Genomic DNA, 21531 nt, shown 5'->3' with positions numbered 1-21531 from the left:
CCTTGCGATTGGTCACTGATGCTGTCAATCAGCCGGGGAAATGTCTAGAATAGAGGGAATAATCCTTTCTACTACTGAACACAGCTCTGGAAATTTATGGCAGTTTTGCAAGTATTACATATTCCCGACGAGCGCCTTCGCAAAGTCGCTAAACCGGTTGAAGAAGTGAATGCGGACATTCAGCGTATCGTTGATGATATGTTCGATACTATGTACGCCGAAGAAGGCATTGGCCTGGCGGCTACGCAGGTAGATATTCACCAACGCATCATCGTGATTGATGTATCCGAGAACCGTGACGAACAGTTGGTACTGATTAACCCGGAACTGCTGGAAAAAAGCGGTGAGACCGGTATTGAAGAAGGTTGCCTGTCCATCCCTGAACAGCGTGCGCTGGTACCTCGTGCAGAAAAAGTGAAAATTCGCGCGCTGGATCGTGACGGTAAAGCCTTTGAACTGGAAGCAGATGGCCTGCTGGCGATTTGTATCCAGCACGAAATGGATCATCTGGTCGGTAAACTGTTTATCGATTATCTGTCGCCGCTGAAACAGCAACGTATTCGCCAGAAAGTTGAAAAACTCGACCGTTTGAAAGCGAAAGCTTAAGGACAACAAACAACGTGTCAGATTCTCTGCGTATTATTTTTGCCGGAACCCCAGACTTCGCAGCGCGTCACCTTGACGCGCTGTTGTCTTCTCAGCACCAGGTCGTTGGTGTATTTACCCAACCAGATCGTCCGGCAGGCCGCGGCAAAAAACTCATGCCAGGCCCGGTAAAAGTGCTGGCAGAAGAGAAAGGCATTCCTGTCTTTCAGCCGGCTACGCTGCGTAAAGCGGAAAATCAGCAGTTGATTGCCGACCTCAACGCCGATGTTATGGTGGTGGTTGCATATGGCCTGATTTTGCCTCAGCCGGTACTCGATATGCCTCGCCTGGGCTGCGTAAATGTTCATGGTTCACTGCTGCCACGCTGGCGTGGTGCGGCACCGATCCAACGTTCTTTGTGGGCCGGGGATGCTGAAACTGGCGTCACCATTATGCAAATGGATATCGGCCTCGATACCGGCGACATGCTGTATAAACTCTCTTGTCCGATTGAGGCAGAAGACACCAGCGGAACCCTCTACGATAAGCTAGCAGGGCTGGGTCCTAAAGGCCTTCTGGACACGCTGGAACAGCTAGCCAACGGTACCGCTACGCCGGAGGTTCAAGACGAAGCGCTGGTGACCTATGCTGAGAAACTCAGCAAAGAAGAAGCCCGCATCAACTGGAACCTTTCTGCCGTTCAACTGGAACGCTGTATCCGTGCTTTTAACCCATGGCCAATGAGCTGGCTAGAAATCGATGGGCAGCCGCTAAAAGTCTGGCGCGCGTCGGCGATCAACACCCAGACAAATTCAGCACCGGGCACCATTCTGGCCACCAGTAAACAAGGCATCCAGGTTGCGACCGCCGAGGGCATTCTGAATCTTGAAGAACTGCAGCCTGCAGGTAAAAAAGCCATGAAAGCGCAGGACCTGCTGAACTCACGCCGTGAATGGTTTGAACCTGGTACAGTCCTCTCCTGATAAAGCCGCATTTATACGCTCAGGGTAACCTGGGCATTATTGTTTATAGCGCTGGAAAAACCAGAGCACGATAATGAAAAAAACACTGAATCTTCGCAGCCTGGCTGCCCAAACAATTGAACAAGTTGTCGAGCAAGGACAATCATTAAGTAATGTACTGCCTGGGGTACAGCAGAAAGTGTCTGATAAAGACAGAGCCCTGCTGCAGGAGCTGTGCTTCGGCGTGCTGCGTACCCTTCCGCAGCTGGACTGGTTGGTTGGCAAACTCATGTCACGCCCGATGACTGGAAAGCAGCGCACAATCCATTACTTAATTATGGTCGGCATCTATCAGCTTCTGTATACCCGTATTCCTGCGCATGCTGCGCTGGCTGAAACCGTTGAAGGTGCCATCGCGATTAAGCGCCAGGCTTTTAAGGGCTTAATCAATGGCGTACTACGTCAGTTCCAGCGCCAGCAAGAAAACCTGATGGCAGAAGCTGCTAAGCATGAAAGCCGTTTTCTGCACCCGGCCTGGCTGCTGCAGCGTTTGAAAAAAGCTTACCCGGACTGCTGGGAATCCATTGTCGATGCTAATAACCAGCGCCCTCCAATGTGGCTGCGCGTAAATCGCCAGCACCATACGCGTGAAGCATGGATGGCTTTGCTGGCTGAGGCTGGTCTGGAAGGCCATATACATCCCAAATACCAGGATGCTGTTCGCCTTGATTCACCCGCTCCCGTTCAGGCATTACCTGGTTTTGAGCAAGGCTGGGTGACCGTGCAGGATGCTTCAGCTCAGGGCAGCGTCGATCTTTTAGATCCGCAAAACGGTGAAACTATTCTGGATCTTTGTGCCGCACCGGGCGGTAAGACAACGCATATTCTGGAAGCGGCCCCGAATGCAAAAGTGATGGCCGTCGACGTTGACACCCAGCGCCTGAAACGCGTGCATGAAAATCTTGAACGCCTTGGCATGAAAGCAGAAGTAAAACAGGGAGACGGCCGTTTCCCTGCTCAGTGGTGTGGCGAAACTAAGTTTGACCGTATTTTGCTTGATGCGCCATGCTCAGCAACCGGCGTTATTCGTCGCCATCCAGACATCAAATGGCTGCGTCGCGACAGGGATATCGCAGAACTCGTTGCTTTGCAGAAAGAGATTCTGGATGCTATCTGGCCTCACCTTAAAACCGGCGGGACGCTTGTCTATGCCACTTGTTCTATTCTCCCGGACGAGAATAAGGATCAGGTGAGCGCGTTTCTGGCGCGTCATGCCGATGCCAAACTGGTAGAAACCGGTGACAATAAGGCTCCGGGCATTCAAAATCTGCCTGCAGCAGACGACGGTGACGGCTTCTATTACGCTAAGCTAATTAAGAGCTGACTCCCTGCAGGGTGAGTCATAAGTTTCATCACTCGTGAAGCGATAAACGATGAAAATAATCATTCTGGGTGCAGGCCAGGTCGGCGGCACTCTGGCAGAAAATCTGGTCGGTGAAAACAACGATATTACCGTCGTCGATACTAACCAGGCCCGCCTGCGCAGCCTGCAGGACAAGTTTGACCTCCGCGTAGTCCAGGGCCACGGCTCTCATCCCCGCGTACTTCGTGAAGCAGGGGCCGATGACGCAGACATGCTGGTCGCAGTCACCAGCTCTGACGAAACGAACATGATCGCATGTCAGGTCGCTTATTCTCTGTTTAATACGCCTAATAGAATTGCCCGCATTCGAGCCCCCGATTATGTTCGCGATGCAGAAAAACTGTTCAATGCAGAAGCCGTTCCCATCGATCACCTGATTGCTCCTGAGCAGTTGGTTATCGACAATATTTACCGCCTGATTGAGTACCCGGGGGCACTTCAGGTCGTGAATTTTGCCGAAGGGAAAGTTAGCCTGGCAGTAGTAAAAGCCTACTATGGTGGTCCTCTGGTGGGTAATGCACTTTCCACCATGCGCGAACATATGCCGCACATCGATACTCGTGTCGCAGCCATTTTCCGTCACGACCGCCCTATTCGCCCGCAGGGTTCAACCATTGTTGAAGCCGGTGATGAGGTCTTCTTTATTGCCGCTTCACAAAATATCCGTGCGGTAATGAGCGAACTTCAGCGCCTCGAAAAACCTTACAAGCGCATCATGCTGGTGGGAGGCGGTAATATCGGCGCAGGTTTAGCACATCGTCTCGAGAAAGATTACAGCGTAAAACTGATCGAGCGCGATCAGCAGCGAGCTTCTGAACTTGCAGAAATGCTGCAAAATACCATCGTATTTTATGGTGACGCCTCAGATCAGGAACTGTTAGCAGAGGAACATATCGATCAGGTTGATCTCTTTATTGCGGTCACCAACGATGATGAAGCTAACATCATGTCGGCCATGCTGGCTAAGCGAATGGGCGCCAAAAAAGTCATGGTCCTCATACAGCGTAATGCCTATGTCGATTTAGTGCAGGGGAGCGTGATTGATATTGCGATTTCACCTCAGCAGGCAACCATTTCTGCTCTGCTCGGACATGTGCGTAAAGCCGATATTGTTGGCGTTTCATCTCTTCGCCGTGGCGTTGCAGAAGCCATTGAGGCCGTGGCTCATGGAGATGAAAGCACCTCTCGCGTTGTGGGTCGAGTCATCGATGAGATTAAACTGCCGCCTGGCACGATCATTGGTGCGGTTGTACGTGGCAATGATGTGATGATTGCCAACGACAACCTACGTATAGAACAGGGCGATCACGTCATTATGTTCTTAACGGATAAGAAATTTGTCAGCGATGTCGAACGCCTGTTCCAACCAAGCCCATTCTTCCTCTAAACTCATCAGAGCAGAAATATTTTCTGCTCTGTTTCTTCATACAAAAACCATTTTAAAATTATGGAATTAACAAAAAATTCTTATTTCTTGTAGCAATGGAAATTAAGATAACCTTTGTTAGAATTATTACTGTCAGCCGGCACAAGGAGAGATTAATGAGCATTTTAAAAGAGTTTCGCGAATTCGCGATGCGCGGGAACGTTGTTGATTTGGCAGTAGGTGTGATTATTGGCGCAGCATTCGGGAAGATTGTTTCCTCCCTGGTAGCGGATATTATTATGCCACCACTGGGTTTGCTGATTGGTGGCGTTGATTTTAAACAGTTTGCTTTAACATTGCGTGATGCCCAGGGTGATGTTCCTGCGGTAGTGATGCACTACGGCGTATTTATTCAGAATATTTTTGACTTCGTGATTGTCGCGTTTGCCATCTTCATGGCCATCAAAGTGATCAATAAACTGAATCGTAAAAAAGCGGAAGAGCCTGCCGCACCTCCGGCACCGTCTAAAGAGGAAGTTCTGCTGAGCGAGATTCGTGACCTGCTGAAAGAGCAGAACCAACGGAATTAATACTGGTTATTAAAAGCAGAAAGCCAGTGGTAAAAAAGCGAATTGCTTGTTTGCCACTGGCCTCCCAGTTACCTCTCTTGCCGTGTTTCTCATTTCTCTGATAACTGCCTTTCCCTTTCTTATTCTTCTCAACTCTTTGCCTGAACAGTGGGTCATGTAATAGCGCTTCAATGGCGTTATCTTTAATTTGCCCTTTTTGATGGCGATATTTGGTGCTCATAGTTACTCCAGATGGGTTAAACGATCGCCGCGAGTCTATGCCTGAGCCTGTAAAAGATCAAGCGGCTATTTTTTGCTGCTTGCTCCCTGTTCCAGCGCTTCAAGGATAGAACAATAAACGCTACTGTGTGCACTGCCACAACAAGCATCATTCAGACGCTGCAGCGAGCGCCGCATATTCTGCAATTCTTTGATTTTAGACTCAACCTCACTCAGCCGGCTCTGCACAATCCCTTTCGATTCCTGGCAAGTATGATGCTCAGGATCGATACGGATCGATAAAAGCTCCCGGATGGCCTCAAGCGTGAAACCAAGTTGCTTAGCGTAACGAATGAATTTAAGACGCTGAAGATCGCTGTCGCTATACAGGCGAAAACCACCTTCAGTTCGCACTTCGTGATCCATCATGTTTTGCTTTTCGTAGTAACGAATAGTATCCGGCGTCACATCCGCCAGTTTTGCCAGTTCACCTATACGAAACATCACCTTTCCTCATCGATATGCTGCATCAATTTTACGGCATACTCACCACGTAAGAAGTCGGTGCTTATACCCGCCTGTCGGAGCTTAAGCTCAAGCAGTGCGAGCTTTTTACCGATCGCCTGATATTCCTCGCTCTGAATATGCACCGTTTTTAGCAGATCAACCAGCTCAATGGCATCCTTCCGCTGCTGCATCTCTGCCGGCAAGCAACCTGCATTTTTTAGCAGACGGTATCCGGCACGGAGCTCGGGAGGAACATGACTGTCATCGTCGAGCAATATAGGCTCACCGCTACCGACTAGCCCCTCGAACTCTCCGTTTCGCTGCGCATCAAGAATATGCCGTTCTGCCCATTGATCAAGCAACCACATAGCGACCTCAAAATTATCGGGAGTAATACAAGAATACGGGGAAAAGAGAGAAGGGGATATTCTGGATATAAAAAAACCGGGCAAGCCCGGTTTTTCTACGTTACTACAGATTACTCTGCAGCAGCTTCTGTTTGAGACTCGGCGCGATCAACCAGCTCGATGTAAGCCATCGGAGCATTGTCACCAGCACGGAAGCCACACTTCAGAATACGAGTGTAACCACCTGCACGGCTCGCGAAACGCGGACCCAGTTCATTAAACAGTTTTGCCACGATCTCGTTATCACGAGTGCGGGCGAATGCCAGACGACGATTAGCAACGCTGTCAGTCTTGGCAAGAGTAATCAGCGGCTCAACTACGCGACGCAGCTCTTTCGCTTTAGGCAGGGTCGTCTTGATGATCTCATGACGAACCAGTGAACCTGCCATGTTGCGGAACATAGCCTGGCGATGGCTGCTGTTGCGGTTCAGTTGACGACCACTCTTACGATGGCGCATGACCTTATCCTTCTCAGTAAAACCTTAACCTGTGATCCGGTTACTCGTCAGCAATGCTTGCTGGTGGCCAGTTTTCCAGGCGCATGCCCAGAGACAAACCACGAGAAGCCAGCACGTCTTTAATCTCAGTAAGAGATTTTTTACCCAGGTTAGGCGTTTTGAGCAGCTCAACCTCGGTACGCTGTACCAGATCACCGATATAGTGGATAGCTTCTGCCTTGAGGCAGTTAGCAGAGCGGACAGTCAATTCCAGATCGTCAACAGGGCGCAGCAAGATCGGATCGAATTCTGGTTTCTCTTCTTTAACTTCCGGCTGACGTACATCACGTAGGTCAACGAAAGCTTCAAGTTGTTCTGCCAGAATGGTCGCCGCACGACGAATCGCCTCTTCAGGATCGATTGTGCCGTTGGTTTCCATTTCGATGACCAGCTTGTCCAGGTCGGTACGCTGTTCTACACGCGCGGCTTCAACATTGTAGGCAATACGCTCTACAGGGCTGTAGCAGGCGTCGACCAGCAGACGGCCGATTGGGCGCTCATCTTCTTCCGAATGAATTCGGGTAGAAGCCGGCACATAACCGCGACCGCGCTGAACTTTGATACGCATGCTAATAGCAGCGTTCTCATCGGTCAGGTGGCAGATCACATGCTGCGGCTTGACGATTTCGACATCACCATCATGGGTGATATCGGCTGCGGTCACAGGGCCAATGCCAGATTTATTCAGGGTAAGGATAACTTCATCTTTACCTTGAACTCTTACCGCCAGCCCTTTCAGGTTGAGCAGGATTTCCAGGATATCTTCCTGAACGCCTTCTTTGGTGCTGTACTCGTGCAGTACACCATCAATCTCAACCTCAGTCACCGCGCAACCCGGCATCGACGAAAGCAGAATACGGCGCAGTGCGTTACCAAGAGTATGGCCAAAGCCACGCTCTAACGGCTCAAGGGTCACCTTGGCGTGCGTCGAACTCACTTGCTCGATATCTACCAGGCGTGGTTTTAGAAACTCTGTCACAGAACCCTGCATTGTGTCCTCTCTTTGGTACTAAGCTTTACTTGGAGTAAAGCTCGACGATCAGGTGTTCGTTAATGTCCGCAGACAGATCGGTACGCTCAGGCTTACGCTTGAACACACCTTCCATCTTGGCAGCATCAACTTCCAGCCAGGTTGGCTTTTCACGCTGCTCAGCCAGCTCCAGAGCGGCCTTAACGCGAGATTGCTTTTTGGCTTTCTCACGGATGCTGACTACGTCATTCGGAGTTACCTGATAAGAAGCGATGTTAACAACGCGACCATTTACCATGATAGCTTTATGGCTAACCAGCTGACGTGCTTCTGCACGAGTAGCGCCGAAGCCCATACGGTAAACAACGTTGTCCAGACGGCCTTCCAGCAGAGCCAACAGGTTTTCACCGGTGTTGCCTTTCAGACGAGCTGCTTCTTTATAATAGTTACGGAACTGACGCTCCAGCACACCGTAGATACGGCGAACTTTCTGCTTTTCACGCAACTGCACACCATAGTCAGACAGACGCGGTTTACGCGCACCGTGCTGGCCAGGAGCTTGTTCAATTTTACACTTGGTATCGATCGCGCGAACGCCAGACTTAAGGAATAAGTCGGTGCCCTCACGACGGCTCAGCTTGAGCTTAGGACCCAAATATCTTGCCATTTTCTTTCTCCAACAATCCTAGAAAACGGACGCGTTATACGCGACGTTTTTTCGGCGGACGACAACCGTTATGAGGGATTGGAGTCACATCAGTAATATTAGTGATGCGGAAACCAGCGGCGTTCAGAGCACGAATAGTTGATTCGCGGCCTGGGCCAGGACCCTTAACCATAACTTCCAGGTTCTTGATACCGTATTCTTTCACGGCTTCTGCGCAACGCTCTGCTGCAACCTGAGCTGCAAACGGAGTGGATTTGCGAGAACCACGGAAACCGGAACCACCGGCAGTTGCCCAACCCAACGCATTACCCTGACGATCGGTAATAGTAACGATGGTGTTGTTGAAAGAAGCATGGACATGAGCCACGCCGTCAGAGACTGTTTTTCTTACACGTTTACGTGCACGAATTGGTGCCTTTGCCATTATTCAATCACCCCGATTATTTCTTGATCGGTTTGCGCGGACCCTTACGGGTACGTGCGTTGGTCTTAGTACGCTGACCGCGCACTGGCAGACCACGACGATGACGCAAACCGCGATAGCAACCAAGGTCCATCAGACGCTTGATGCTCATGCTCACTTCACGGCGCAGATCACCTTCAACGACAAATTTGGCAACTTCGTCACGCAGCGTGTCGATTTGTTCTTCAGACAGCTCACTGATCTTAACATCTTCAGCGATACCCGCCGCAGCGCAAATGGCCTTGGAGCGAGTCTTGCCGACACCGTAGATCGAGGTTAACGCGATCACGGCGTGTTTTTGATCAGGAATGTTAATGCCTGCTATACGGGCCACTATGCACTCCTACTATTTAGATTATGCGTCCCATGCCGAAAAGCCCGTTTTCAGGATACTCAAATGGAAACGCATAGACATACAAAAGATTGGCTGGCTAATCTAGCCAGCTCAACCCAACTTTGCAAGAAAAATATGCGAGATAATCAGCCTTGACGCTGTTTATGCTTCGGCTCTACGCTGCAAATCACGCGAATAACACCGTCACGCTTAACGATTTTGCAGTTACGACATAATTTCTTGACGGAAGCACGAACTTTCATTTTTACTCTCCGTAACTTCTCAAGCGACGATTAACGGCCGTAGCCTTTCAGGTTCGCTTTCTTCAATGCAGACTCGTACTGACTTGACATCATTAGAGTTTGCACTTGAGCCATAAAGTCCATGATAACGACAACAACGATCAGCAGTGAGGTCCCACCGAAGTAGAACGGCACTTTCATTGCATCGCGCATGAACTCCGGGATTAGGCAGATAAAGGTAATGTACAACGCACCAACCAGAGTCAGGCGGGTCATTACTTTATCGATATACTTCGCCGTTTGTTCTCCCGGACGAATTCCTGGTACAAATGCACCGGACTTCTTCAGGTTATCTGCTGTTTCACGCGGGTTGAAGACCAACGCCGTGTAGAAGAAACAGAAGAAGATGATTGCAGACGCATAGAGTAACACATAAAGCGGTTGCCCAGGCTGCAAATACAGCGAAATTGTTGTCAGCCAGTTCCAACCGGTACCGCCCCCGAACCATGACGCGATGGTCGCCGGGAACAGAATAATACTGGAGGCGAAGATCGCAGGGATAACCCCGGCCATGTTCACTTTCAGCGGTAAATGTGTGCTCTGCGCAGCATAGACACGACGACCCTGTTGACGTTTAGCGTAGTTGACCACAATGCGGCGCTGGCCACGCTCAACAAAAACAACGAAGAAGGTCACTGCAAATACTAATACTGCAACCAACAGCAACAGGAGGAAGTGCAGGTCGCCTTGCCTTGCTTGCTCGATGGTATGGCCAATGGCCGGCGGAAGTCCCGCAACGATACCCGCGAAGATTATGATTGAGATACCGTTACCGATACCACGTTCAGTAATCTGTTCGCCCAGCCACATCAGGAACATTGTCCCGGTGACAAGACTTACAACAGCGGTGAAATAGAATGCAAAGCCTGGGTTTAACACCAGGCCCTGCATACCAGGCATATTCGGTAAACCGGTAGCAATACCGATTGACTGGAATATTGCCAGCACCAGAGTGCCGTAACGGGTGTACTGGCTAATCTTACGACGACCAGATTCCCCTTCTTTCTTCAGCTCTGCCAACGCGGGATGAACCACGGTAAGCAGCTGAATGATGATCGATGCCGAAATGTACGGCATGATACCCAGTGCGAAGATAGAAGCACGGCTGAGAGCACCACCAGAGAACATGTTAAACATCTCAATGATGGTGCCTCGCTGTTGCTCAAGCAGTTTGGCAAGTACAGCGGCATCAATACCAGGGATCGGAATAAAAGAGCCAATACGAAACACAATCAGCGCACCGATAACAAACATCAGTCTGCGTTTCAGCTCGCCGAGGCCGCCTTTAGCACTTTGAAAATCTAATCCCGGTTGTTTTGCCATCTGCTACTTATTCCTCGATTTTACCGCCAGCAGCTTCGATAGCAGCACGAGCGCCTTTGGTCACACGCAGGCCGCTAACAGTTACCGGACGAGTTACCTCACCAGACAGGATCACTTTCGCGAACTCGATCTGAATACCGATAATGTTTGCTGCTTTCAGCGTGTTCAGGTCAACTACGTCGCCTTCAACTTTCGCCAGATCGGACAGACGAACTTCTGCCGTGATCATTGCTTTGCGAGAGGTGAAACCGAATTTCGGCAGACGACGGTACAACGGCATCTGACCACCTTCGAAACCACGACGTACGCCACCACCAGAACGAGAGTTCTGACCTTTGTGACCACGACCGCCGGTTTTACCGAGGCCAGAACCGATACCACGACCCAGACGCTTGGAAGCGTGCTTAGACCCTTCGGCCGGAGACAGAGTATTTAAACGCATCTCTTACTCCTCAACTTTAACCATGTAGGAAACCGCGTTGACCATACCGCGTACAGCAGGAGTATCCTCGCGCTCTACGGTGTGGCCAATACGACGCAGACCCAGGCCAAGCAGCGTTGCCTTGTGTTTCGGCAGACGACCGATTGCACTGCGGGTTTGAGTGATTTTAATAGTCTTTGCCATGGTCAATTACCCCAGAATTTCTTCAACGGATTTACCACGCTTGGCAGCGACCATTTCTGGAGATTTCATATTCGCCAGGCCATCGATAGTTGCACGAACCACGTTAATCGGGTTAGTGGAACCATACGCTTTAGCCAGGACGTTATGAACACCAGCGACTTCCAGGACGGCGCGCATTGCACCACCGGCGATGATACCGGTACCTTCGGAAGCCGGCTGCATGAACACGCGGGAACCTGTGTGCACGCCTTTAACAGGGTGCTGCAGGGTGCCGCTGTTCAGCGCGACGTTAATCATGTTGCGACGGGCTTTTTCCATCGCTTTCTGGATCGCTGCTGGAACTTCACGCGCTTTACCGTAACCAAAACCAATACGACCGTTACCGTCGCCTACCACTGTCAGAGCAGTGAAGGAGAAAATACGACCGCCTTTAACGGTTTTAGATACGCGATTTACCGCGATCAGCTTTTCCTGCAGTTCGCCAGCTTGTTTTTCGATGTGAGACATCTTACACCTCTACCTTAGAACTGAAGGCCAGCTTCACGGGCAGCATCTGCCAGTGCCTGGACACGACCATGATATTGGAAACCAGCACGGTCAAAAGCAACAACGGTGATGCCTTTTTCCAGAGCGCGCTCAGCAACAGCTTTACCTACAGCTGCAGCGGCGTCTTTGTTTCCAGTGTACTTCAGTTGCTCAGTGATAGCTTTTTCTACAGTAGATGCAGCTACCAGAACTTCAGAACCATTTGGAGCAATTACCTGTGCGTAAATATGACGCGGGGTACGATGTACCACCAGGCGAGTTGCACCCAGCTCTTTGAGCTTGTGACGTGCGCGGGTCGCACGACGGATACGAGCAGATTTCTTATCCATAGTGTTACCTTACTTCTTCTTAGCCTCTTTGGTACGCACGACTTCGTCGGCGTAACGAACACCCTTGCCTTTGTAAGGCTCAGGACGACGGTAGGCGCGCAGATCAGCTGCAACCTGACCGATCATCTGCTTATCAGCGCCTTTCAGCACGATTTCAGTTTGAGTCGGACATTCAGCAGTGATACCCGCAGGCAGCTTATGCTCAACAGGGTGAGAGAAGCCCAGGGCTAAATTCACCACGTCGCCTTTAACGGCTGCACGATAACCTACACCAACCAGCTGCAGCTTCTTAGTGAAGCCTTCGGTAACACCGACAACCATTGCGTTCAACAGCGCACGAGTGGTACCCGCTTGGGCCCACGCGTTTGCAAAGCCTTCGCGCGGAGCGAAAGTCAGAGCATTTTCAGCGTGTTTAACTTCAACAGCATCGTTGATAGTACGAGTCAGCTCGCCGTTTTTACCTTTGATCGAAATAACCTGACCGTTGAGTTTTACCTCTACGCCTGCAGGAACAACGACCGGTGCTTTAGCAACACGAGACATTTTATTCCTCCAATTACGCTACGTAGCAGATAATTTCGCCACCAAGACCAGCCTGGCGCGCTGCACGATCAGTCATAACACCTTTAGAGGTAGAAACGACAGCAATACCCATGCCGGCCATAACTTTAGGCAGCTCATCTTTTTTCTTATAGATGCGCAGGCCTGGGCGGCTGACTCGCTGAATGCTCTCTACCACAGCCTTGCCCTGGAAATACTTAAGAGTCAGTTCCAGTTCAGGCTTGATGTCGCCTTCAATTTTAAATTCTTCAATATAACCTTCTTCCTTCAGCACGTTGGCGATTGCCACTTTCAGCTTGGAGGAAGGCATGGTGACCGCAACTTTGTTCGCGGCCTGACCGTTACGGATACGGGTCAGCATATCCGCGATCGGATCTTGCATGCTCATCTGTCTCTACTCCCGTGATTCAATTGGTGACAATTACCAGCTAGCCTTTTTCAAGCCAGGTACTTCACCGCGCATGGCGGCTTCACGTAACTTGATACGGCTCAACCCGAACTTGCCCACATAACCATGTGGACGACCAGTCTGGCGGCAGCGTTTACGCTGACGGGACGGGCTGGAATCACGCGGCAGAGTTTGCAGCTTGAGAACAGCGTTCCAACGGTCTTCGTCGGTCGCGTTCACATCAGAAATGATAGCTTTCAGTTCTGCGCGTTTAGCGAAGAATTTTTCAGCCAAAGCAACGCGCTTTACTTCGCGTGCTTTCATTGATTGCTTAGCCATGAAGTAACCCTACCTTACTTGCGGAACGGGAAGTCAAAGGCAGCCAGCAGAGCACGGCCTTCATCATCAGATTTCGCAGTAGTGGTAATGGTAATATCCAAACCACGGACGCGATCGACTTTGTCGTAATCGATTTCTGGGAAGATGATCTGCTCACGGACACCCATGCTGTAGTTACCACGACCGTCGAAAGACTTAGCGGACAGGCCACGGAAGTCACGGATACGAGGTACAGCAATAGTGATCAGACGCTCAAGGAACTCCCACATGCGTTCGCCACGCAGAGTTACTTTACAGCCGATCGGATAGCCCTGACGGATTTTGAAGCCTGCAACAGATTTGCGTGCTTTGGTGATCAACGGCTTTTGACCGGAGATTGCTGTCAGATCAGCTGCTGCGTTATCCAGCAGTTTCTTGTCAGCGATCGCTTCACCAACACCCATGTTCAGGGTGATCTTCTCGACCCGAGGGACTTGCATGACAGAATTGTAGTTAAACTCAGTCATGAGTTTCTTAACTACTTCGTCTTTGTAGTAATCATGCAGTTTCGCCATCGTACTACTCCAAATTACTTGATAGTTTCGCTGTTAGACTTGAAGAAACGGACTTTTTTGCCGTCTTCGAATCTAAAGCCTACACGGTCAGCCTTGCCGGTTGCCGCGTTGAAGAGAGCAACGTTAGAAACCTGAATTGCAGCTTCTTTTTCAACGATGCCGCCTGGCTGGTTCAGGGCCGGAACCGGCTTCTGATGTTTCTTAACCAGGTTGATACCTTCAACAATGACCTTGCCGGAAGACAGGACATTTTTTACTTTACCGCGCTTACCTTTATCTTTACCGGTTAACACGATAACTTCGTCATCACGACGGATTTTCGCTGCCATGATTCGCTCCTTAGAGTACTTCTGGTGCCAGAGAGATAATTTTCATGAACTTCTCATTACGCAGTTCACGAGTTACCGGCCCAAAAATACGCGTGCCGATTGGCTGCTCACTGTTATTATTTAAAATAACGCATGCATTGCCATCGAAGCGAATGACAGAACCGTCCGGGCGACGAACACCCTTCTTGGTGCGCACCACTACCGCTTTCAGCACATCGCCTTTCTTCACCTTACCGCGAGGAATTGCTTCCTTGATGGTAATTTTGATGATGTCGCCGACGCCTGCGTAGCGACGGTGCGAGCCACCCAGAACCTTGATACACATTACGCGACGTGCGCCGGAGTTGTCGGCCACGGTCAGCATAGTCTGTTCTTGGATCATTTCAGTGCTCCGCTAATGTCAACTACTACTTCGGGACCTGGAAATCAGGTCGTTAAAAAGCCCCATAAACGAGGGCGCGGCATTATAACACCGGTTCCAGGATATGGGTAGAAAAAATAAACGGCTCATCGCTGAGCCGTTTATTTGTTTGAGAAAGGGTACTGTATTACAGAACCGCTTTCTCTACAACGCGAACCAGCGTCCAGGACTTAGTCTTGGACAGCGGACGGCATTCGCGGATTTCAACCACGTCACCGATACCGCATTCGTTGTTCTCGTCATGTACGTGCAGTTTGGTCGTACGCTTGATGAATTTCCCGTAGATCGGGTGCTTCACAACACGTTCGATGGCAACAACAATGGATTTCTCCATTTTGTCGCTGACAACGCGACCTTGCAGAGTACGGATTTTATCGGTCATTACGCACCCGCCTTCTGAGTCAGTAAAGTCTTAACACGTGCAACATCACGACGAACCTGCTTCAGCAGGTGAGTCTGTTGCAGCTGGCCACTTGCAGCCTGCATGCGCAGATTGAACTGCTCACGCAACAGGTTCAGCAGCTCGGTGTTCAGCTCTTCGACGCTCTTTTCACGCAGCTCTTTTGCTTTCATTACATCACCGTCTTAGTTACAAAGGTGGTTTTGATAGGCAGTTTTGCTGCTGCCAGCTTGAAGGCTTCACGGGCCAGCTCTTCAGGTACGCCGTCCATTTCATACAGGACTTTACCTGGCTGGATCAAGGCAACCCAATACTCCACGTTACCTTTACCTTTACCCATACGCACTTCAAGCGGCTTTTCGGTGATCGGTTTGTCCGGGAATACACGGATCCAGATCTTACCCTGACGCTTAACTGCACGGGTCATTGCACGACGTGCTGCTTCGATCTGACGGGCAGTCAGACGACCACGGCCAACAGCTTTCAGACCGAAAGTGCCGAAGCTAACATCCGTACCCTGCGCCAGACCACGGTTGCGGCCTTTGTGCACTTTACGGAATTTTGTACGCTTTGGTTGTAACATCAGCGACTCTCCTTACTTACGGCCTTTACGCTGCTGCTTTTTAGGTTGAGCAGCCGGTTCCGGTTGTTCAACAGCAGCCATACCACCCAGGATCTCACCTTTGAAGATCCATACCTTAACGCCGATTACACCATAAGTGGTGTGCGCTTCAGAGGTGTTGTAGTCGATGTCAGCACGCAGAGTGTGCAACGGCACGCGACCTTCACGGTACCATTCGGTACGTGCGATCTCGGCGCCGCCCAGACGGCCGCTAACTTCAACTTTGATACCTTTAGCGCCCAGACGCATTGCGTTCTGTACAGCACGCTTCATCGCACGACGGAACATCACACGACGCTCCAGCTGAGAAGTGATGCTGTCAGCAACCAATTTTGCGTCCAGTTCAGGTTTACGAACTTCGGCGATATTGATCTGTGCAGGAACGCCAGCGATATCCGCTACGACCTTGCGCAGTTTTTCTACGTCTTCACCTTTCTTACCGATAACGATACCTGGGCGAGCGGTGTGAATGGTCACACGGATGCTCTTAGCAGGACGCTCGATAACGATACGAGATACAGACGCCTTAGCCAGTTCCTTAGTCAGGTACTGACGTACTTTAAAATCGCTGTCCAGGTTGTCAGCGAATTCTTTGGTGTTCGCAAACCAGGTTGAGTTCCATGGTTTTACAATACCCAGGCGAATACCATTAGGATGTACTTTCTGACCCATTGCTAGTCTCCAGAGTCTCAGCGATCGGACACAACCACAGTAATGTGGCTGGTGCGCTTCAGGATGCGATCTGCACGACCTTTTGCACGAGGCATAATGCGCTTCATGCTAGGGCCTTCGTCTACGAAGATTTTCGCGACTTTCAGATCGTCAATGTCAGCGCCATCGTTGTGTTCAGCGTTAGCAATGGCAGATTCCAGTACTTTCTTAACCAATACAGCCGCTTTCTTATTGGTGTAGGTCAGAATATCCAGAGCCTGCGACACTTTCTTACCGCGAATCAGGTCAGCAACAAGGCGAACCTTCTGAGCAGAAGAACGAGCATGGCGATGTTGAGCTAAAGTTTCCATCTCTTCCTCCTACCTTATTTCTTCTTCGCTTTTTTATCAGCAGCGTGGCCGCGATAAGTACGAGTCGGTGCGAATTCACCCAGTTTGTGACCGACCATTTCGTCGGAAACAAAGACTGGAACGTGCTGACGACCATTATGGACAGCGATGGTCAAACCGATCATGTTAGGAAAGATCGTTGAACGACGGGACCAAGTGCGCAGGGGCTTCTTGTCACCGCTTTCCACCGCTTTCTCTACCTTCTTCAGCAAGTGCAGGTCAATAAAAGGACCTTTCTTGAGAGAACGTGGCATGGCTTATCCTCTAAAATTATTTGCTACGGCGACGTACGATAAATTTATCAGTACGCTTGTTGCTGCGGGTCTTCTTACCTTTGGTCTGAACGCCCCACGGGGATACCGGGTGCTTACCAAAGTTACGACCTTCACCACCACCATGTGGGTGATCGACTGGGTTCATCGCGGTACCGCGAACGGTAGGACGAACACCACGCCAGCGAGCAGCACCTGCTTTACCCAGAACGCGCAGCATATGCTCAGCGTTGCCAACTTCGCCCAGGGTAGCGCGGCAGTCAGCTTCGACTTTACGCATTTCACCGGAGCGCAGGCGCAGGGTAACGTAAGCACCATCACGAGCAACGATCTGCACGTAGGTACCAGCGGAACGAGCCAGCTGACCGCCTTTACCTGGTTTCATTTCTACGTTATGAACGGTAGAACCAACCGGGATATTGCGCATCGGCAGGGTGTTACCCGCTTTGATTGCAGCATCAACGCCAGACTGAATCTGGTCGCCAGCTTTCAGGCCTTTAGGGGCCAGGATGTAACGGCGTTCGCCATCTTTGTACAGAACCAGCGCGATGTTCGCGGAACGGTTCGGATCGTACTCAAGACGTTCAACAACTGCCGGGATACCATCTTTGTTGCGTTTAAAGTCAACAATACGGTATGCCTGCTTGTGACCACCACCGATATGACGGGTAGTGATACGACCATTGTTGTTACGGCCACCGGATTTGCTGTTTTTTTCCAGCAACGGAGCAAAAGGCTTGCCCTTGTGCAGCTCAGGGTTAACCACTTTAACTACGTGGCGACGACCCGGAGATGTCGGTTTACATTTAACAACTGCCATTGTCTTTCTCCTCCGACTTACTCAGCGCCGCCGACGAAGTCCAGATTCTGGCCTTCCTTCAGGGTGACGTAAGCTTTTTTCCAGTCGCTACGACGACCAACACGCTGTCCGTGACGTTTAGTTTTCCCTTTAACTACCAGGGTGTTAACGTCTTTTACTTCAACTTCGAACAGCTTCTGTACAGCAGCAACGATCTCTGCTTTGGTCGCGTCAGTCGCAACTTTGAGTACGATGGTGTTGGTTTTTTCCATCGCGGTAGACGCTTTTTCAGATACGTGCGGCGCGCGCAGTACTTTCAGCAGACGTTCTTCACGGATCATGCCAGCATCTCCTCAACTTGCTTAACTGCTTCCGCAGTCATAACGACTTTGTCGAAGGCGATCAGGCTAACTGGGTCGATTGCAGCTACATCGCGCACGTCAACCTTATGCAGGTTACGAGCAGCCAGGAACAGATTCTCATCCAGTTCACCGGTCACGATCAGCACATCTTCCAGAGCCATATCTTTCAGTTTCTGAGCAAGCAGCTTGGTTTTCGGTGCTTCAACAGAGAACTGCTCAACAACGATCAGACGATCCTGACGTACCAGTTCGGACAGGATGCTTTTCAGCGCGCCGCGGTACATCTTTTTGTTAACTTTTTGACTGTGGTCCTGCGGGCGAGCAGCGAAGGTTACGCCACCGGAACGCCAGATCGGGCTCTTGATAGAACCAGAACGCGCACGGCCGGTACCTTTCTGGCGCCACGGCTTTTTGCCGGAACCAGTTACTTCAGCACGGGTCTTCTGAGCACGAGTACCCTGACGGGCGCCTGCTGCATAAGCAACAACAACCTGGTGTACCAGCGCTTCGTTGAAGTCACGACCGAAGGTAGTTTCGGAAACAGTCAGCGCGCTTTGCGCGTCTTTCAATACTAATTCCATTGCTATCCCCTTACGCCTTCACAGCTGGTTTAACGATCAGGTCGCTACCGGTTGCACCCGGGACCGCACCTTTCACCAGCAGCAGGTTGCGCTCAGCGTCAACACGTACTACGTCCAGGCTCTGAACAGTGACACGTTCGTTACCCAGCTGGCCTGCCATTTTCTTGCCTTTGAACACTTTGCCCGGAGTCTGGTTCTGACCGATAGAACCCGGAACGCGGTGAGACAAGGAGTTACCGTGGGTAGCGTCCTGGGTACGGAAGTTCCAGCGCTTAACGGTACCTGCGAAACCTTTACCTTTAGAGGTACCGGTTACGTCAACTTTTTTAACGTCAGCAAACAGTTCAACGCTAATGTCCTGACCTACGGTGAACTCTTCGCCTTCAGCAAGACGGAATTCCCACAGACCACGGCCAGCTTCAACGCCAGCTTTAGCGAAGTGACCAGCTTCCGGCTTGGTTACACGGTTAGCTTTTTTAGCACCAGTGGTCACCTGAACAGCACGGTAGCCGTCGTTAGCCAGGTCTTTAACCTGAGTAACACGGTTTGCTTCTACTTCGATTACGGTTACTGGGATAGAAACGCCGTCTTCAGTGAAGATACGGGTCATACCCACTTTTTTACCGACTAAACCAATCATTGTTTCAACCTCTCAATCGTCAATGACCTGATTAACCCAGGCTGATCTGCACGTCTACACCGGCAGCCAGATCCAGACGCATCAGAGCATCAACGGTTTTCTCAGTTGGCTCAACGATGTCAACCAGACGCTTGTGAGTGCGGATCTCGTACTGATCACGCGCGTCTTTGTTGACGTGCGGGGAGATCAGAACGGTAAAGCGCTCTTTGCGGGTCGGCAGCGGGATCGGACCACGGACTTGCGCACCAGTGCGCTTAGCAGTCTCGACGATTTCCGCAGTTGATTGATCGATCAGACGATGATCAAACGCTTTAAGGCGGATACGGATTCTTTGGTTCTGCATGAGACCAGAGCTCCAATTATTTTATAGACGAAAAAAATTACTACTCACATCCATTACGATTGATGGAGGAGTGTAATCGTTCATACATAGTCCCCCAATTGGGGACATTGTTTGATAGCAACTGAATTGCTTCGACTGACTGCTATCAGGGTTCATATTGAACCAGCGGTCTATTAAGACAGCCCGCGCATTATACGGGTTTCAAGGCAGCTTGCAAGTCATATGGGTTGAAATTTCACCGACATCCTGCATTTAGTGAGTTTCATGCCTTACCTTCCCTATATCTTCGAGGCATTGCGCATTATCACACGCCAAATTAGAAGGTTGATAGGTTTAGCCAGCACACCCGCGTAGTATCCGAGGGCTTAATCCTCAGCGGGATAAAAAGATGATACTGACCGACATACAGATCGCCTGGCTACTCCCCGTCGCTGCGTTGCTCTATTTTTGCCTGGCTCTGGCGCTAAGCTTGAGTGATTTCAAAACCATGCTTCTACCAGACAGACTTACCCTACCCTTACTGTGGCTGGGATTGTTGTTTCATAGTCTGGTTAACCCTCACCATGTTCATCATGCCGTATTCGGCGCGATAGCCGGCTACCTCTTCCTGTGGGTTACCTTTCAAGTATTCCGTTATGCTACCGGCAAAGAAGGATTAGGTTATGGTGATTTCAAACTACTGGCGGCAATTGGAGCCTGGAGCTACTGGCAGCATCTACCTCTCATTGTCGCTTTGGCATCTTCCCTGGGCATCGCTTATGCCGGAATACTTTATCTGATCGGGTGCCGTGACAGCGCTGAAATGCCTTTTGGCCCCTGGCTTGCGCTCTCAGGATGGGGGAATTTTTGCTGGCAGGTATTTGGATAAGGTTTCAAAGAAGACAGAGGGAAATCCCTCTGTCTTGATCATACGGGGTTACTCTTCGCGTATCTGGGCCTGCAGGTAGTTCTGAATGCCCAGCTTCTGAATGAGGTCCAGTTCCGTTTCGAGCCAGTCGATATGGCCTTCTTCATCGGCCAGAATTTCGATCATCAGGTCACGGCTAACATAATCATGCACTTTATCGGCATAGGCGATGGCTTCACGCAAATCCTTTGCACCATCCAGTTCCAGCCTCAGGTCAGAGCGAAGCATTTCTTCGACATCCTCCCCAATACCCAGCTTGCCGAGGTCCTGCAGATTTGGAATGCCTTCGAGGAAGAGAATACGTTCGATGTACTTATCGGCGTGCTTCATTTCATCGATGGACTCGTGGTACTCAACGTCGTTCAGACGTTTTAATCCCCAGTTTTTGAACATGCGGGCATGCAGAAAATACTGGTTAATCGCGACAAGCTCGTTTCCCAATAATTTATTGAGATAATTTATTATCTTAACATCACCTTTCATTTTGACATCCTCCGCTTCCACTTATTGAAGCGTAGATGTCACAGGGTGTAAGTCAAAAAAATGAGCGTGTTTTAAGCGATCTCTTTAAATTCCGGGATCTGCATCAGTTCGTCTTGCATGATTTCACGCGCCTGTCGAACGCACTTCCCGCACTGATTTCCCACCGGGATAAACTTTCTAAGTTGCTGAAAAGACTGCGGGTGATGTTGTCGCACCGCCTGACGAATTGTCTTATCGCTTACACCGTTACACAAGCAAACGTACATGATCACTCCCGCTCAAAAACTGCGCAAATTGTAAATGAGAATGATTGGCTTTACAAGGAGTACGGCGGGGCAGAAGACAGAGAATGGTAATCAAATGCAAAAACTGATG

General features: G+C 50.3%; 39 protein-coding genes. 6 read left to right on the top strand and 33 right to left on the bottom strand.

The genetic code is table 11. The annotated features are described in order from the left end of the window. The first annotated feature begins 96 nt into the window (after positions 1 to 96). From def to mscL, 5 genes are all read left to right on the top strand, one after another. The gene (gene def, locus ACREYP_RS01335; protein WP_039288271.1) at positions 97 to 606 is read left to right on the top strand and encodes a peptide deformylase; all 510 of its coding nucleotides are present in this window, start codon (positions 97 to 99) and stop codon (positions 604 to 606) included. A 14-nt stretch (positions 607 to 620) separates the two neighbouring features. Beyond that, positions 621 to 1568: a methionyl-tRNA formyltransferase gene (fmt, locus tag ACREYP_RS01330; RefSeq protein ID WP_336819859.1), complete on the top strand. Its 948-nt coding sequence runs from the start codon at positions 621 to 623 to the stop codon at positions 1566 to 1568. A gap of 73 nt (positions 1569 to 1641) precedes the next feature. After that, positions 1642 to 2931 carry a 16S rRNA (cytosine(967)-C(5))-methyltransferase RsmB gene (gene rsmB / locus ACREYP_RS01325; protein WP_336709773.1) on the top strand — a complete coding sequence of 430 codons (1290 nt, stop codon included), beginning with the start codon at positions 1642 to 1644 and terminating at the stop codon, positions 2929 to 2931. A gap of 49 nt (positions 2932 to 2980) precedes the next feature. Further along, positions 2981 to 4357: a Trk system potassium transporter TrkA gene (gene trkA / locus ACREYP_RS01320; protein WP_008457209.1), complete on the top strand. Its 1377-nt coding sequence runs from the start codon at positions 2981 to 2983 to the stop codon at positions 4355 to 4357. A 155-nt stretch (positions 4358 to 4512) separates the two neighbouring features. After that, complete coding sequence (gene mscL / locus ACREYP_RS01315; protein ID WP_008457207.1) at positions 4513 to 4926, top strand: large-conductance mechanosensitive channel protein MscL; 414 nt, start codon at positions 4513 to 4515, stop codon at positions 4924 to 4926. On the opposite strand, the gene ACREYP_RS01310 is transcribed toward mscL, so the two are convergent. The 31 genes from ACREYP_RS01310 to rpsJ form a co-directional block, all read right to left on the bottom strand. Further along, positions 4862 to 5146 carry an alternative ribosome-rescue factor A gene (locus tag ACREYP_RS01310; protein ID WP_166879791.1) on the bottom strand — a complete coding sequence of 95 codons (285 nt, stop codon included), beginning with the start codon at positions 5144 to 5146 and terminating at the stop codon, positions 4862 to 4864. The two genes, mscL and ACREYP_RS01310, sit on opposite strands and share 65 nt — an antisense overlap. Before the next feature lie 65 nt (positions 5147 to 5211). Beyond that, the gene (gene zntR / locus ACREYP_RS01305; RefSeq protein WP_008457203.1) at positions 5212 to 5628 is read right to left on the bottom strand and encodes a Zn(2+)-responsive transcriptional regulator; all 417 of its coding nucleotides are present in this window, start codon (positions 5626 to 5628) and stop codon (positions 5212 to 5214) included. After that, positions 5628 to 5999, bottom strand: a complete 372-nt coding sequence (locus tag ACREYP_RS01300) for a DnaJ family domain-containing protein (protein WP_336709775.1) — start codon at positions 5997 to 5999, stop codon at positions 5628 to 5630. Before ACREYP_RS01300 ends, zntR begins: the two co-directional genes overlap by 1 nt. A 110-nt stretch (positions 6000 to 6109) precedes the next feature. Continuing rightward, positions 6110 to 6496: a 50S ribosomal protein L17 gene (rplQ, locus tag ACREYP_RS01295; RefSeq protein WP_008457198.1), complete on the bottom strand. Its 387-nt coding sequence runs from the start codon at positions 6494 to 6496 to the stop codon at positions 6110 to 6112. Between the two features lie 40 nt (positions 6497 to 6536). Further along, on the bottom strand, positions 6537 to 7526 hold the full coding sequence (locus ACREYP_RS01290; RefSeq protein ID WP_008457196.1) for a DNA-directed RNA polymerase subunit alpha: 990 nt from the start codon (positions 7524 to 7526) through the stop codon (positions 6537 to 6539). A gap of 25 nt (positions 7527 to 7551) precedes the next feature. Continuing rightward, on the bottom strand, positions 7552 to 8172 hold the full coding sequence (rpsD, locus tag ACREYP_RS01285; protein ID WP_008457194.1) for a 30S ribosomal protein S4: 621 nt from the start codon (positions 8170 to 8172) through the stop codon (positions 7552 to 7554). Between the two features lie 34 nt (positions 8173 to 8206). Further along, positions 8207 to 8596, bottom strand: a complete 390-nt coding sequence (rpsK, locus tag ACREYP_RS01280; protein WP_008457192.1) for a 30S ribosomal protein S11 — start codon at positions 8594 to 8596, stop codon at positions 8207 to 8209. Positions 8597 to 8612: 16 nt separating this feature from the next. Next, the gene (rpsM, locus tag ACREYP_RS01275; RefSeq protein WP_008457189.1) at positions 8613 to 8969 is read right to left on the bottom strand and encodes a 30S ribosomal protein S13; all 357 of its coding nucleotides are present in this window, start codon (positions 8967 to 8969) and stop codon (positions 8613 to 8615) included. A 146-nt stretch (positions 8970 to 9115) separates the two neighbouring features. After that, a complete protein-coding gene (gene rpmJ / locus ACREYP_RS01270; protein WP_008457187.1) occupies positions 9116 to 9232 on the bottom strand; it encodes a 50S ribosomal protein L36 in 117 nt (38 codons plus the stop codon). Positions 9233 to 9262: 30 nt separating this feature from the next. Beyond that, positions 9263 to 10594: a preprotein translocase subunit SecY gene (secY, locus tag ACREYP_RS01265; RefSeq protein WP_008457186.1), complete on the bottom strand. Its 1332-nt coding sequence runs from the start codon at positions 10592 to 10594 to the stop codon at positions 9263 to 9265. Positions 10595 to 10601: 7 nt separating this feature from the next. Beyond that, positions 10602 to 11036, bottom strand: coding sequence for a 50S ribosomal protein L15 (rplO, locus tag ACREYP_RS01260; RefSeq protein WP_008457184.1), 435 nt, complete (start codon positions 11034 to 11036; stop codon positions 10602 to 10604). Positions 11037 to 11039: 3 nt separating this feature from the next. Continuing rightward, the gene (gene rpmD / locus ACREYP_RS01255) at positions 11040 to 11219 is read right to left on the bottom strand and encodes a 50S ribosomal protein L30 (protein WP_004846568.1); all 180 of its coding nucleotides are present in this window, start codon (positions 11217 to 11219) and stop codon (positions 11040 to 11042) included. A gap of 6 nt (positions 11220 to 11225) precedes the next feature. After that, positions 11226 to 11726: a 30S ribosomal protein S5 gene (rpsE, locus tag ACREYP_RS01250; protein ID WP_008457179.1), complete on the bottom strand. Its 501-nt coding sequence runs from the start codon at positions 11724 to 11726 to the stop codon at positions 11226 to 11228. A gap of 14 nt (positions 11727 to 11740) precedes the next feature. Continuing rightward, the gene (rplR, locus tag ACREYP_RS01245; protein ID WP_008457177.1) at positions 11741 to 12094 is read right to left on the bottom strand and encodes a 50S ribosomal protein L18; all 354 of its coding nucleotides are present in this window, start codon (positions 12092 to 12094) and stop codon (positions 11741 to 11743) included. Positions 12095 to 12103: 9 nt separating this feature from the next. Further along, positions 12104 to 12637 (bottom strand): 50S ribosomal protein L6, encoded by a 534-nt coding sequence (gene rplF, locus ACREYP_RS01240; protein WP_008457175.1) that lies wholly within the window; start codon positions 12635 to 12637, stop codon positions 12104 to 12106. A 13-nt stretch (positions 12638 to 12650) separates the two neighbouring features. After that, on the bottom strand, positions 12651 to 13043 hold the full coding sequence (rpsH, locus tag ACREYP_RS01235) for a 30S ribosomal protein S8 (RefSeq protein WP_008457173.1): 393 nt from the start codon (positions 13041 to 13043) through the stop codon (positions 12651 to 12653). Between the two features lie 33 nt (positions 13044 to 13076). After that, complete coding sequence (rpsN, locus tag ACREYP_RS01230) at positions 13077 to 13382, bottom strand: 30S ribosomal protein S14 (protein WP_008457171.1); 306 nt, start codon at positions 13380 to 13382, stop codon at positions 13077 to 13079. Positions 13383 to 13396: 14 nt separating this feature from the next. Further along, complete coding sequence (gene rplE, locus ACREYP_RS01225) at positions 13397 to 13936, bottom strand: 50S ribosomal protein L5 (RefSeq protein ID WP_008457169.1); 540 nt, start codon at positions 13934 to 13936, stop codon at positions 13397 to 13399. A 14-nt stretch (positions 13937 to 13950) separates the two neighbouring features. Continuing rightward, a complete protein-coding gene (rplX, locus tag ACREYP_RS01220) occupies positions 13951 to 14265 on the bottom strand; it encodes a 50S ribosomal protein L24 (protein WP_007724317.1) in 315 nt (104 codons plus the stop codon). A gap of 10 nt (positions 14266 to 14275) precedes the next feature. Continuing rightward, positions 14276 to 14647, bottom strand: coding sequence for a 50S ribosomal protein L14 (gene rplN / locus ACREYP_RS01215; protein WP_008457164.1), 372 nt, complete (start codon positions 14645 to 14647; stop codon positions 14276 to 14278). 166 nt (positions 14648 to 14813) lie between these two features. Further along, positions 14814 to 15068: a 30S ribosomal protein S17 gene (rpsQ, locus tag ACREYP_RS01210; protein ID WP_008457160.1), complete on the bottom strand. Its 255-nt coding sequence runs from the start codon at positions 15066 to 15068 to the stop codon at positions 14814 to 14816. Continuing rightward, positions 15068 to 15259: a 50S ribosomal protein L29 gene (rpmC, locus tag ACREYP_RS01205; protein ID WP_008457158.1), complete on the bottom strand. Its 192-nt coding sequence runs from the start codon at positions 15257 to 15259 to the stop codon at positions 15068 to 15070. Before rpmC ends, rpsQ begins: the two co-directional genes overlap by 1 nt. Next, complete coding sequence (gene rplP, locus ACREYP_RS01200; RefSeq protein ID WP_002438716.1) at positions 15259 to 15669, bottom strand: 50S ribosomal protein L16; 411 nt, start codon at positions 15667 to 15669, stop codon at positions 15259 to 15261. Before rplP ends, rpmC begins: the two co-directional genes overlap by 1 nt. A 12-nt stretch (positions 15670 to 15681) precedes the next feature. Continuing rightward, positions 15682 to 16380 (bottom strand): 30S ribosomal protein S3, encoded by a 699-nt coding sequence (gene rpsC / locus ACREYP_RS01195; RefSeq protein WP_006817277.1) that lies wholly within the window; start codon positions 16378 to 16380, stop codon positions 15682 to 15684. Positions 16381 to 16397: 17 nt separating this feature from the next. Next, positions 16398 to 16730: a 50S ribosomal protein L22 gene (gene rplV, locus ACREYP_RS01190; RefSeq protein ID WP_002919773.1), complete on the bottom strand. Its 333-nt coding sequence runs from the start codon at positions 16728 to 16730 to the stop codon at positions 16398 to 16400. A gap of 14 nt (positions 16731 to 16744) precedes the next feature. Then, entirely contained in the window at positions 16745 to 17023 is a 279-nt protein-coding gene (gene rpsS / locus ACREYP_RS01185; protein ID WP_001138115.1) for a 30S ribosomal protein S19, read from the bottom strand. 16 nt (positions 17024 to 17039) lie between these two features. Next, positions 17040 to 17861 (bottom strand): 50S ribosomal protein L2, encoded by an 822-nt coding sequence (gene rplB, locus ACREYP_RS01180; RefSeq protein WP_008457150.1) that lies wholly within the window; start codon positions 17859 to 17861, stop codon positions 17040 to 17042. 17 nt (positions 17862 to 17878) lie between these two features. Further along, positions 17879 to 18181 carry a 50S ribosomal protein L23 gene (gene rplW, locus ACREYP_RS01175; protein WP_008457148.1) on the bottom strand — a complete coding sequence of 101 codons (303 nt, stop codon included), beginning with the start codon at positions 18179 to 18181 and terminating at the stop codon, positions 17879 to 17881. After that, positions 18178 to 18783, bottom strand: a complete 606-nt coding sequence (gene rplD, locus ACREYP_RS01170; protein WP_008457145.1) for a 50S ribosomal protein L4 — start codon at positions 18781 to 18783, stop codon at positions 18178 to 18180. The genes rplW and rplD overlap by 4 nt, the downstream gene beginning before the upstream one ends. A gap of 10 nt (positions 18784 to 18793) precedes the next feature. Beyond that, positions 18794 to 19423, bottom strand: a complete 630-nt coding sequence (rplC, locus tag ACREYP_RS01165; RefSeq protein ID WP_006178923.1) for a 50S ribosomal protein L3 — start codon at positions 19421 to 19423, stop codon at positions 18794 to 18796. A gap of 31 nt (positions 19424 to 19454) precedes the next feature. Further along, positions 19455 to 19766 carry a 30S ribosomal protein S10 gene (gene rpsJ / locus ACREYP_RS01160; protein ID WP_001181005.1) on the bottom strand — a complete coding sequence of 104 codons (312 nt, stop codon included), beginning with the start codon at positions 19764 to 19766 and terminating at the stop codon, positions 19455 to 19457. A gap of 388 nt (positions 19767 to 20154) precedes the next feature. Here rpsJ and ACREYP_RS01155 point away from each other — a divergent pair, with 388 nt between their 5' ends. Further along, complete coding sequence (locus ACREYP_RS01155) at positions 20155 to 20634, top strand: prepilin peptidase (RefSeq protein ID WP_008457139.1); 480 nt, start codon at positions 20155 to 20157, stop codon at positions 20632 to 20634. A gap of 48 nt (positions 20635 to 20682) precedes the next feature. Here ACREYP_RS01155 and bfr read toward each other — a convergent pair whose 3' ends face one another. Next, a complete protein-coding gene (bfr, locus tag ACREYP_RS01150; RefSeq protein ID WP_008457137.1) occupies positions 20683 to 21156 on the bottom strand; it encodes a bacterioferritin in 474 nt (157 codons plus the stop codon). A 71-nt stretch (positions 21157 to 21227) separates the two neighbouring features. Further along, complete coding sequence (bfd, locus tag ACREYP_RS01145; protein WP_008457135.1) at positions 21228 to 21422, bottom strand: bacterioferritin-associated ferredoxin; 195 nt, start codon at positions 21420 to 21422, stop codon at positions 21228 to 21230. Positions 21423 to 21531 lie beyond the last annotated feature (109 nt).

The sequence above is a fragment of the Enterobacter sp. TMH.L2 genome (assembly GCF_050847315.1).
Classification (GTDB): domain Bacteria; phylum Pseudomonadota; class Gammaproteobacteria; order Enterobacterales; family Enterobacteriaceae; genus Cedecea.
This window is presented reverse-complemented; position numbering and strand designations above follow the sequence as displayed.

Coding starts and splice junctions, on each gene's coding strand:
- rpsJ (WP_001181005.1), bottom strand. CDS start 19,766: ATGCAGAACCAAAGAATCCGTATCCGCCTTAAAGCGTTTGATCATCGT.
- rplN (WP_008457164.1), bottom strand. CDS start 14,647: ATGATCCAAGAACAGACTATGCTGACCGTGGCCGACAACTCCGGCGCA.
- rplF (WP_008457175.1), bottom strand. CDS start 12,637: ATGTCTCGTGTTGCTAAAGCACCGGTCGTTGTTCCTGCAGGCGTAGAG.
- ACREYP_RS01310 (WP_166879791.1), bottom strand. CDS start 5,146: ATGAGCACCAAATATCGCCATCAAAAAGGGCAAATTAAAGATAACGCC.
- rplV (WP_002919773.1), bottom strand. CDS start 16,730: ATGGAAACTTTAGCTCAACATCGCCATGCTCGTTCTTCTGCTCAGAAG.
- bfd (WP_008457135.1), bottom strand. CDS start 21,422: ATGTACGTTTGCTTGTGTAACGGTGTAAGCGATAAGACAATTCGTCAG.
- rplR (WP_008457177.1), bottom strand. CDS start 12,094: ATGGATAAGAAATCTGCTCGTATCCGTCGTGCGACCCGCGCACGTCAC.
- secY (WP_008457186.1), bottom strand. CDS start 10,594: ATGGCAAAACAACCGGGATTAGATTTTCAAAGTGCTAAAGGCGGCCTC.
- zntR (WP_008457203.1), bottom strand. CDS start 5,628: ATGTTTCGTATAGGTGAACTGGCAAAACTGGCGGATGTGACGCCGGAT.
- rpsD (WP_008457194.1), bottom strand. CDS start 8,172: ATGGCAAGATATTTGGGTCCTAAGCTCAAGCTGAGCCGTCGTGAGGGC.
- rplP (WP_002438716.1), bottom strand. CDS start 15,669: ATGTTACAACCAAAGCGTACAAAATTCCGTAAAGTGCACAAAGGCCGC.
- rpmC (WP_008457158.1), bottom strand. CDS start 15,259: ATGAAAGCAAAAGAGCTGCGTGAAAAGAGCGTCGAAGAGCTGAACACC.
- mscL (WP_008457207.1), top strand. CDS start 4,513: ATGAGCATTTTAAAAGAGTTTCGCGAATTCGCGATGCGCGGGAACGTT.
- rpsN (WP_008457171.1), bottom strand. CDS start 13,382: ATGGCTAAGCAATCAATGAAAGCACGCGAAGTAAAGCGCGTTGCTTTG.
- rplQ (WP_008457198.1), bottom strand. CDS start 6,496: ATGCGCCATCGTAAGAGTGGTCGTCAACTGAACCGCAACAGCAGCCAT.
- rplD (WP_008457145.1), bottom strand. CDS start 18,783: ATGGAATTAGTATTGAAAGACGCGCAAAGCGCGCTGACTGTTTCCGAA.
- rpsH (WP_008457173.1), bottom strand. CDS start 13,043: ATGAGCATGCAAGATCCGATCGCGGATATGCTGACCCGTATCCGTAAC.
- rsmB (WP_336709773.1), top strand. CDS start 1,642: ATGAAAAAAACACTGAATCTTCGCAGCCTGGCTGCCCAAACAATTGAA.
- rpmD (WP_004846568.1), bottom strand. CDS start 11,219: ATGGCAAAGACTATTAAAATCACTCAAACCCGCAGTGCAATCGGTCGT.
- rplX (WP_007724317.1), bottom strand. CDS start 14,265: ATGGCAGCGAAAATCCGTCGTGATGACGAAGTTATCGTGTTAACCGGT.
- rpsK (WP_008457192.1), bottom strand. CDS start 8,596: ATGGCAAAGGCACCAATTCGTGCACGTAAACGTGTAAGAAAAACAGTC.
- rpsE (WP_008457179.1), bottom strand. CDS start 11,726: ATGTCTCACATCGAAAAACAAGCTGGCGAACTGCAGGAAAAGCTGATC.
- ACREYP_RS01300 (WP_336709775.1), bottom strand. CDS start 5,999: ATGTGGTTGCTTGATCAATGGGCAGAACGGCATATTCTTGATGCGCAG.
- rplC (WP_006178923.1), bottom strand. CDS start 19,423: ATGATTGGTTTAGTCGGTAAAAAAGTGGGTATGACCCGTATCTTCACT.
- rpmJ (WP_008457187.1), bottom strand. CDS start 9,232: ATGAAAGTTCGTGCTTCCGTCAAGAAATTATGTCGTAACTGCAAAATC.
- rplO (WP_008457184.1), bottom strand. CDS start 11,036: ATGCGTTTAAATACTCTGTCTCCGGCCGAAGGGTCTAAGCACGCTTCC.
- rplE (WP_008457169.1), bottom strand. CDS start 13,936: ATGGCGAAACTGCATGATTACTACAAAGACGAAGTAGTTAAGAAACTC.
- trkA (WP_008457209.1), top strand. CDS start 2,981: ATGAAAATAATCATTCTGGGTGCAGGCCAGGTCGGCGGCACTCTGGCA.
- ACREYP_RS01155 (WP_008457139.1), top strand. CDS start 20,155: ATGATACTGACCGACATACAGATCGCCTGGCTACTCCCCGTCGCTGCG.
- rpsQ (WP_008457160.1), bottom strand. CDS start 15,068: ATGACCGATAAAATCCGTACTCTGCAAGGTCGCGTTGTCAGCGACAAA.
- rplB (WP_008457150.1), bottom strand. CDS start 17,861: ATGGCAGTTGTTAAATGTAAACCGACATCTCCGGGTCGTCGCCACGTA.
- def (WP_039288271.1), top strand. CDS start 97: ATGGCAGTTTTGCAAGTATTACATATTCCCGACGAGCGCCTTCGCAAA.
- ACREYP_RS01290 (WP_008457196.1), bottom strand. CDS start 7,526: ATGCAGGGTTCTGTGACAGAGTTTCTAAAACCACGCCTGGTAGATATC.
- rpsC (WP_006817277.1), bottom strand. CDS start 16,380: ATGGGTCAGAAAGTACATCCTAATGGTATTCGCCTGGGTATTGTAAAA.
- rplW (WP_008457148.1), bottom strand. CDS start 18,181: ATGATCCGTGAAGAACGTCTGCTGAAAGTACTGCGCGCGCCGCACGTA.
- rpsS (WP_001138115.1), bottom strand. CDS start 17,023: ATGCCACGTTCTCTCAAGAAAGGTCCTTTTATTGACCTGCACTTGCTG.
- bfr (WP_008457137.1), bottom strand. CDS start 21,156: ATGAAAGGTGATGTTAAGATAATAAATTATCTCAATAAATTATTGGGA.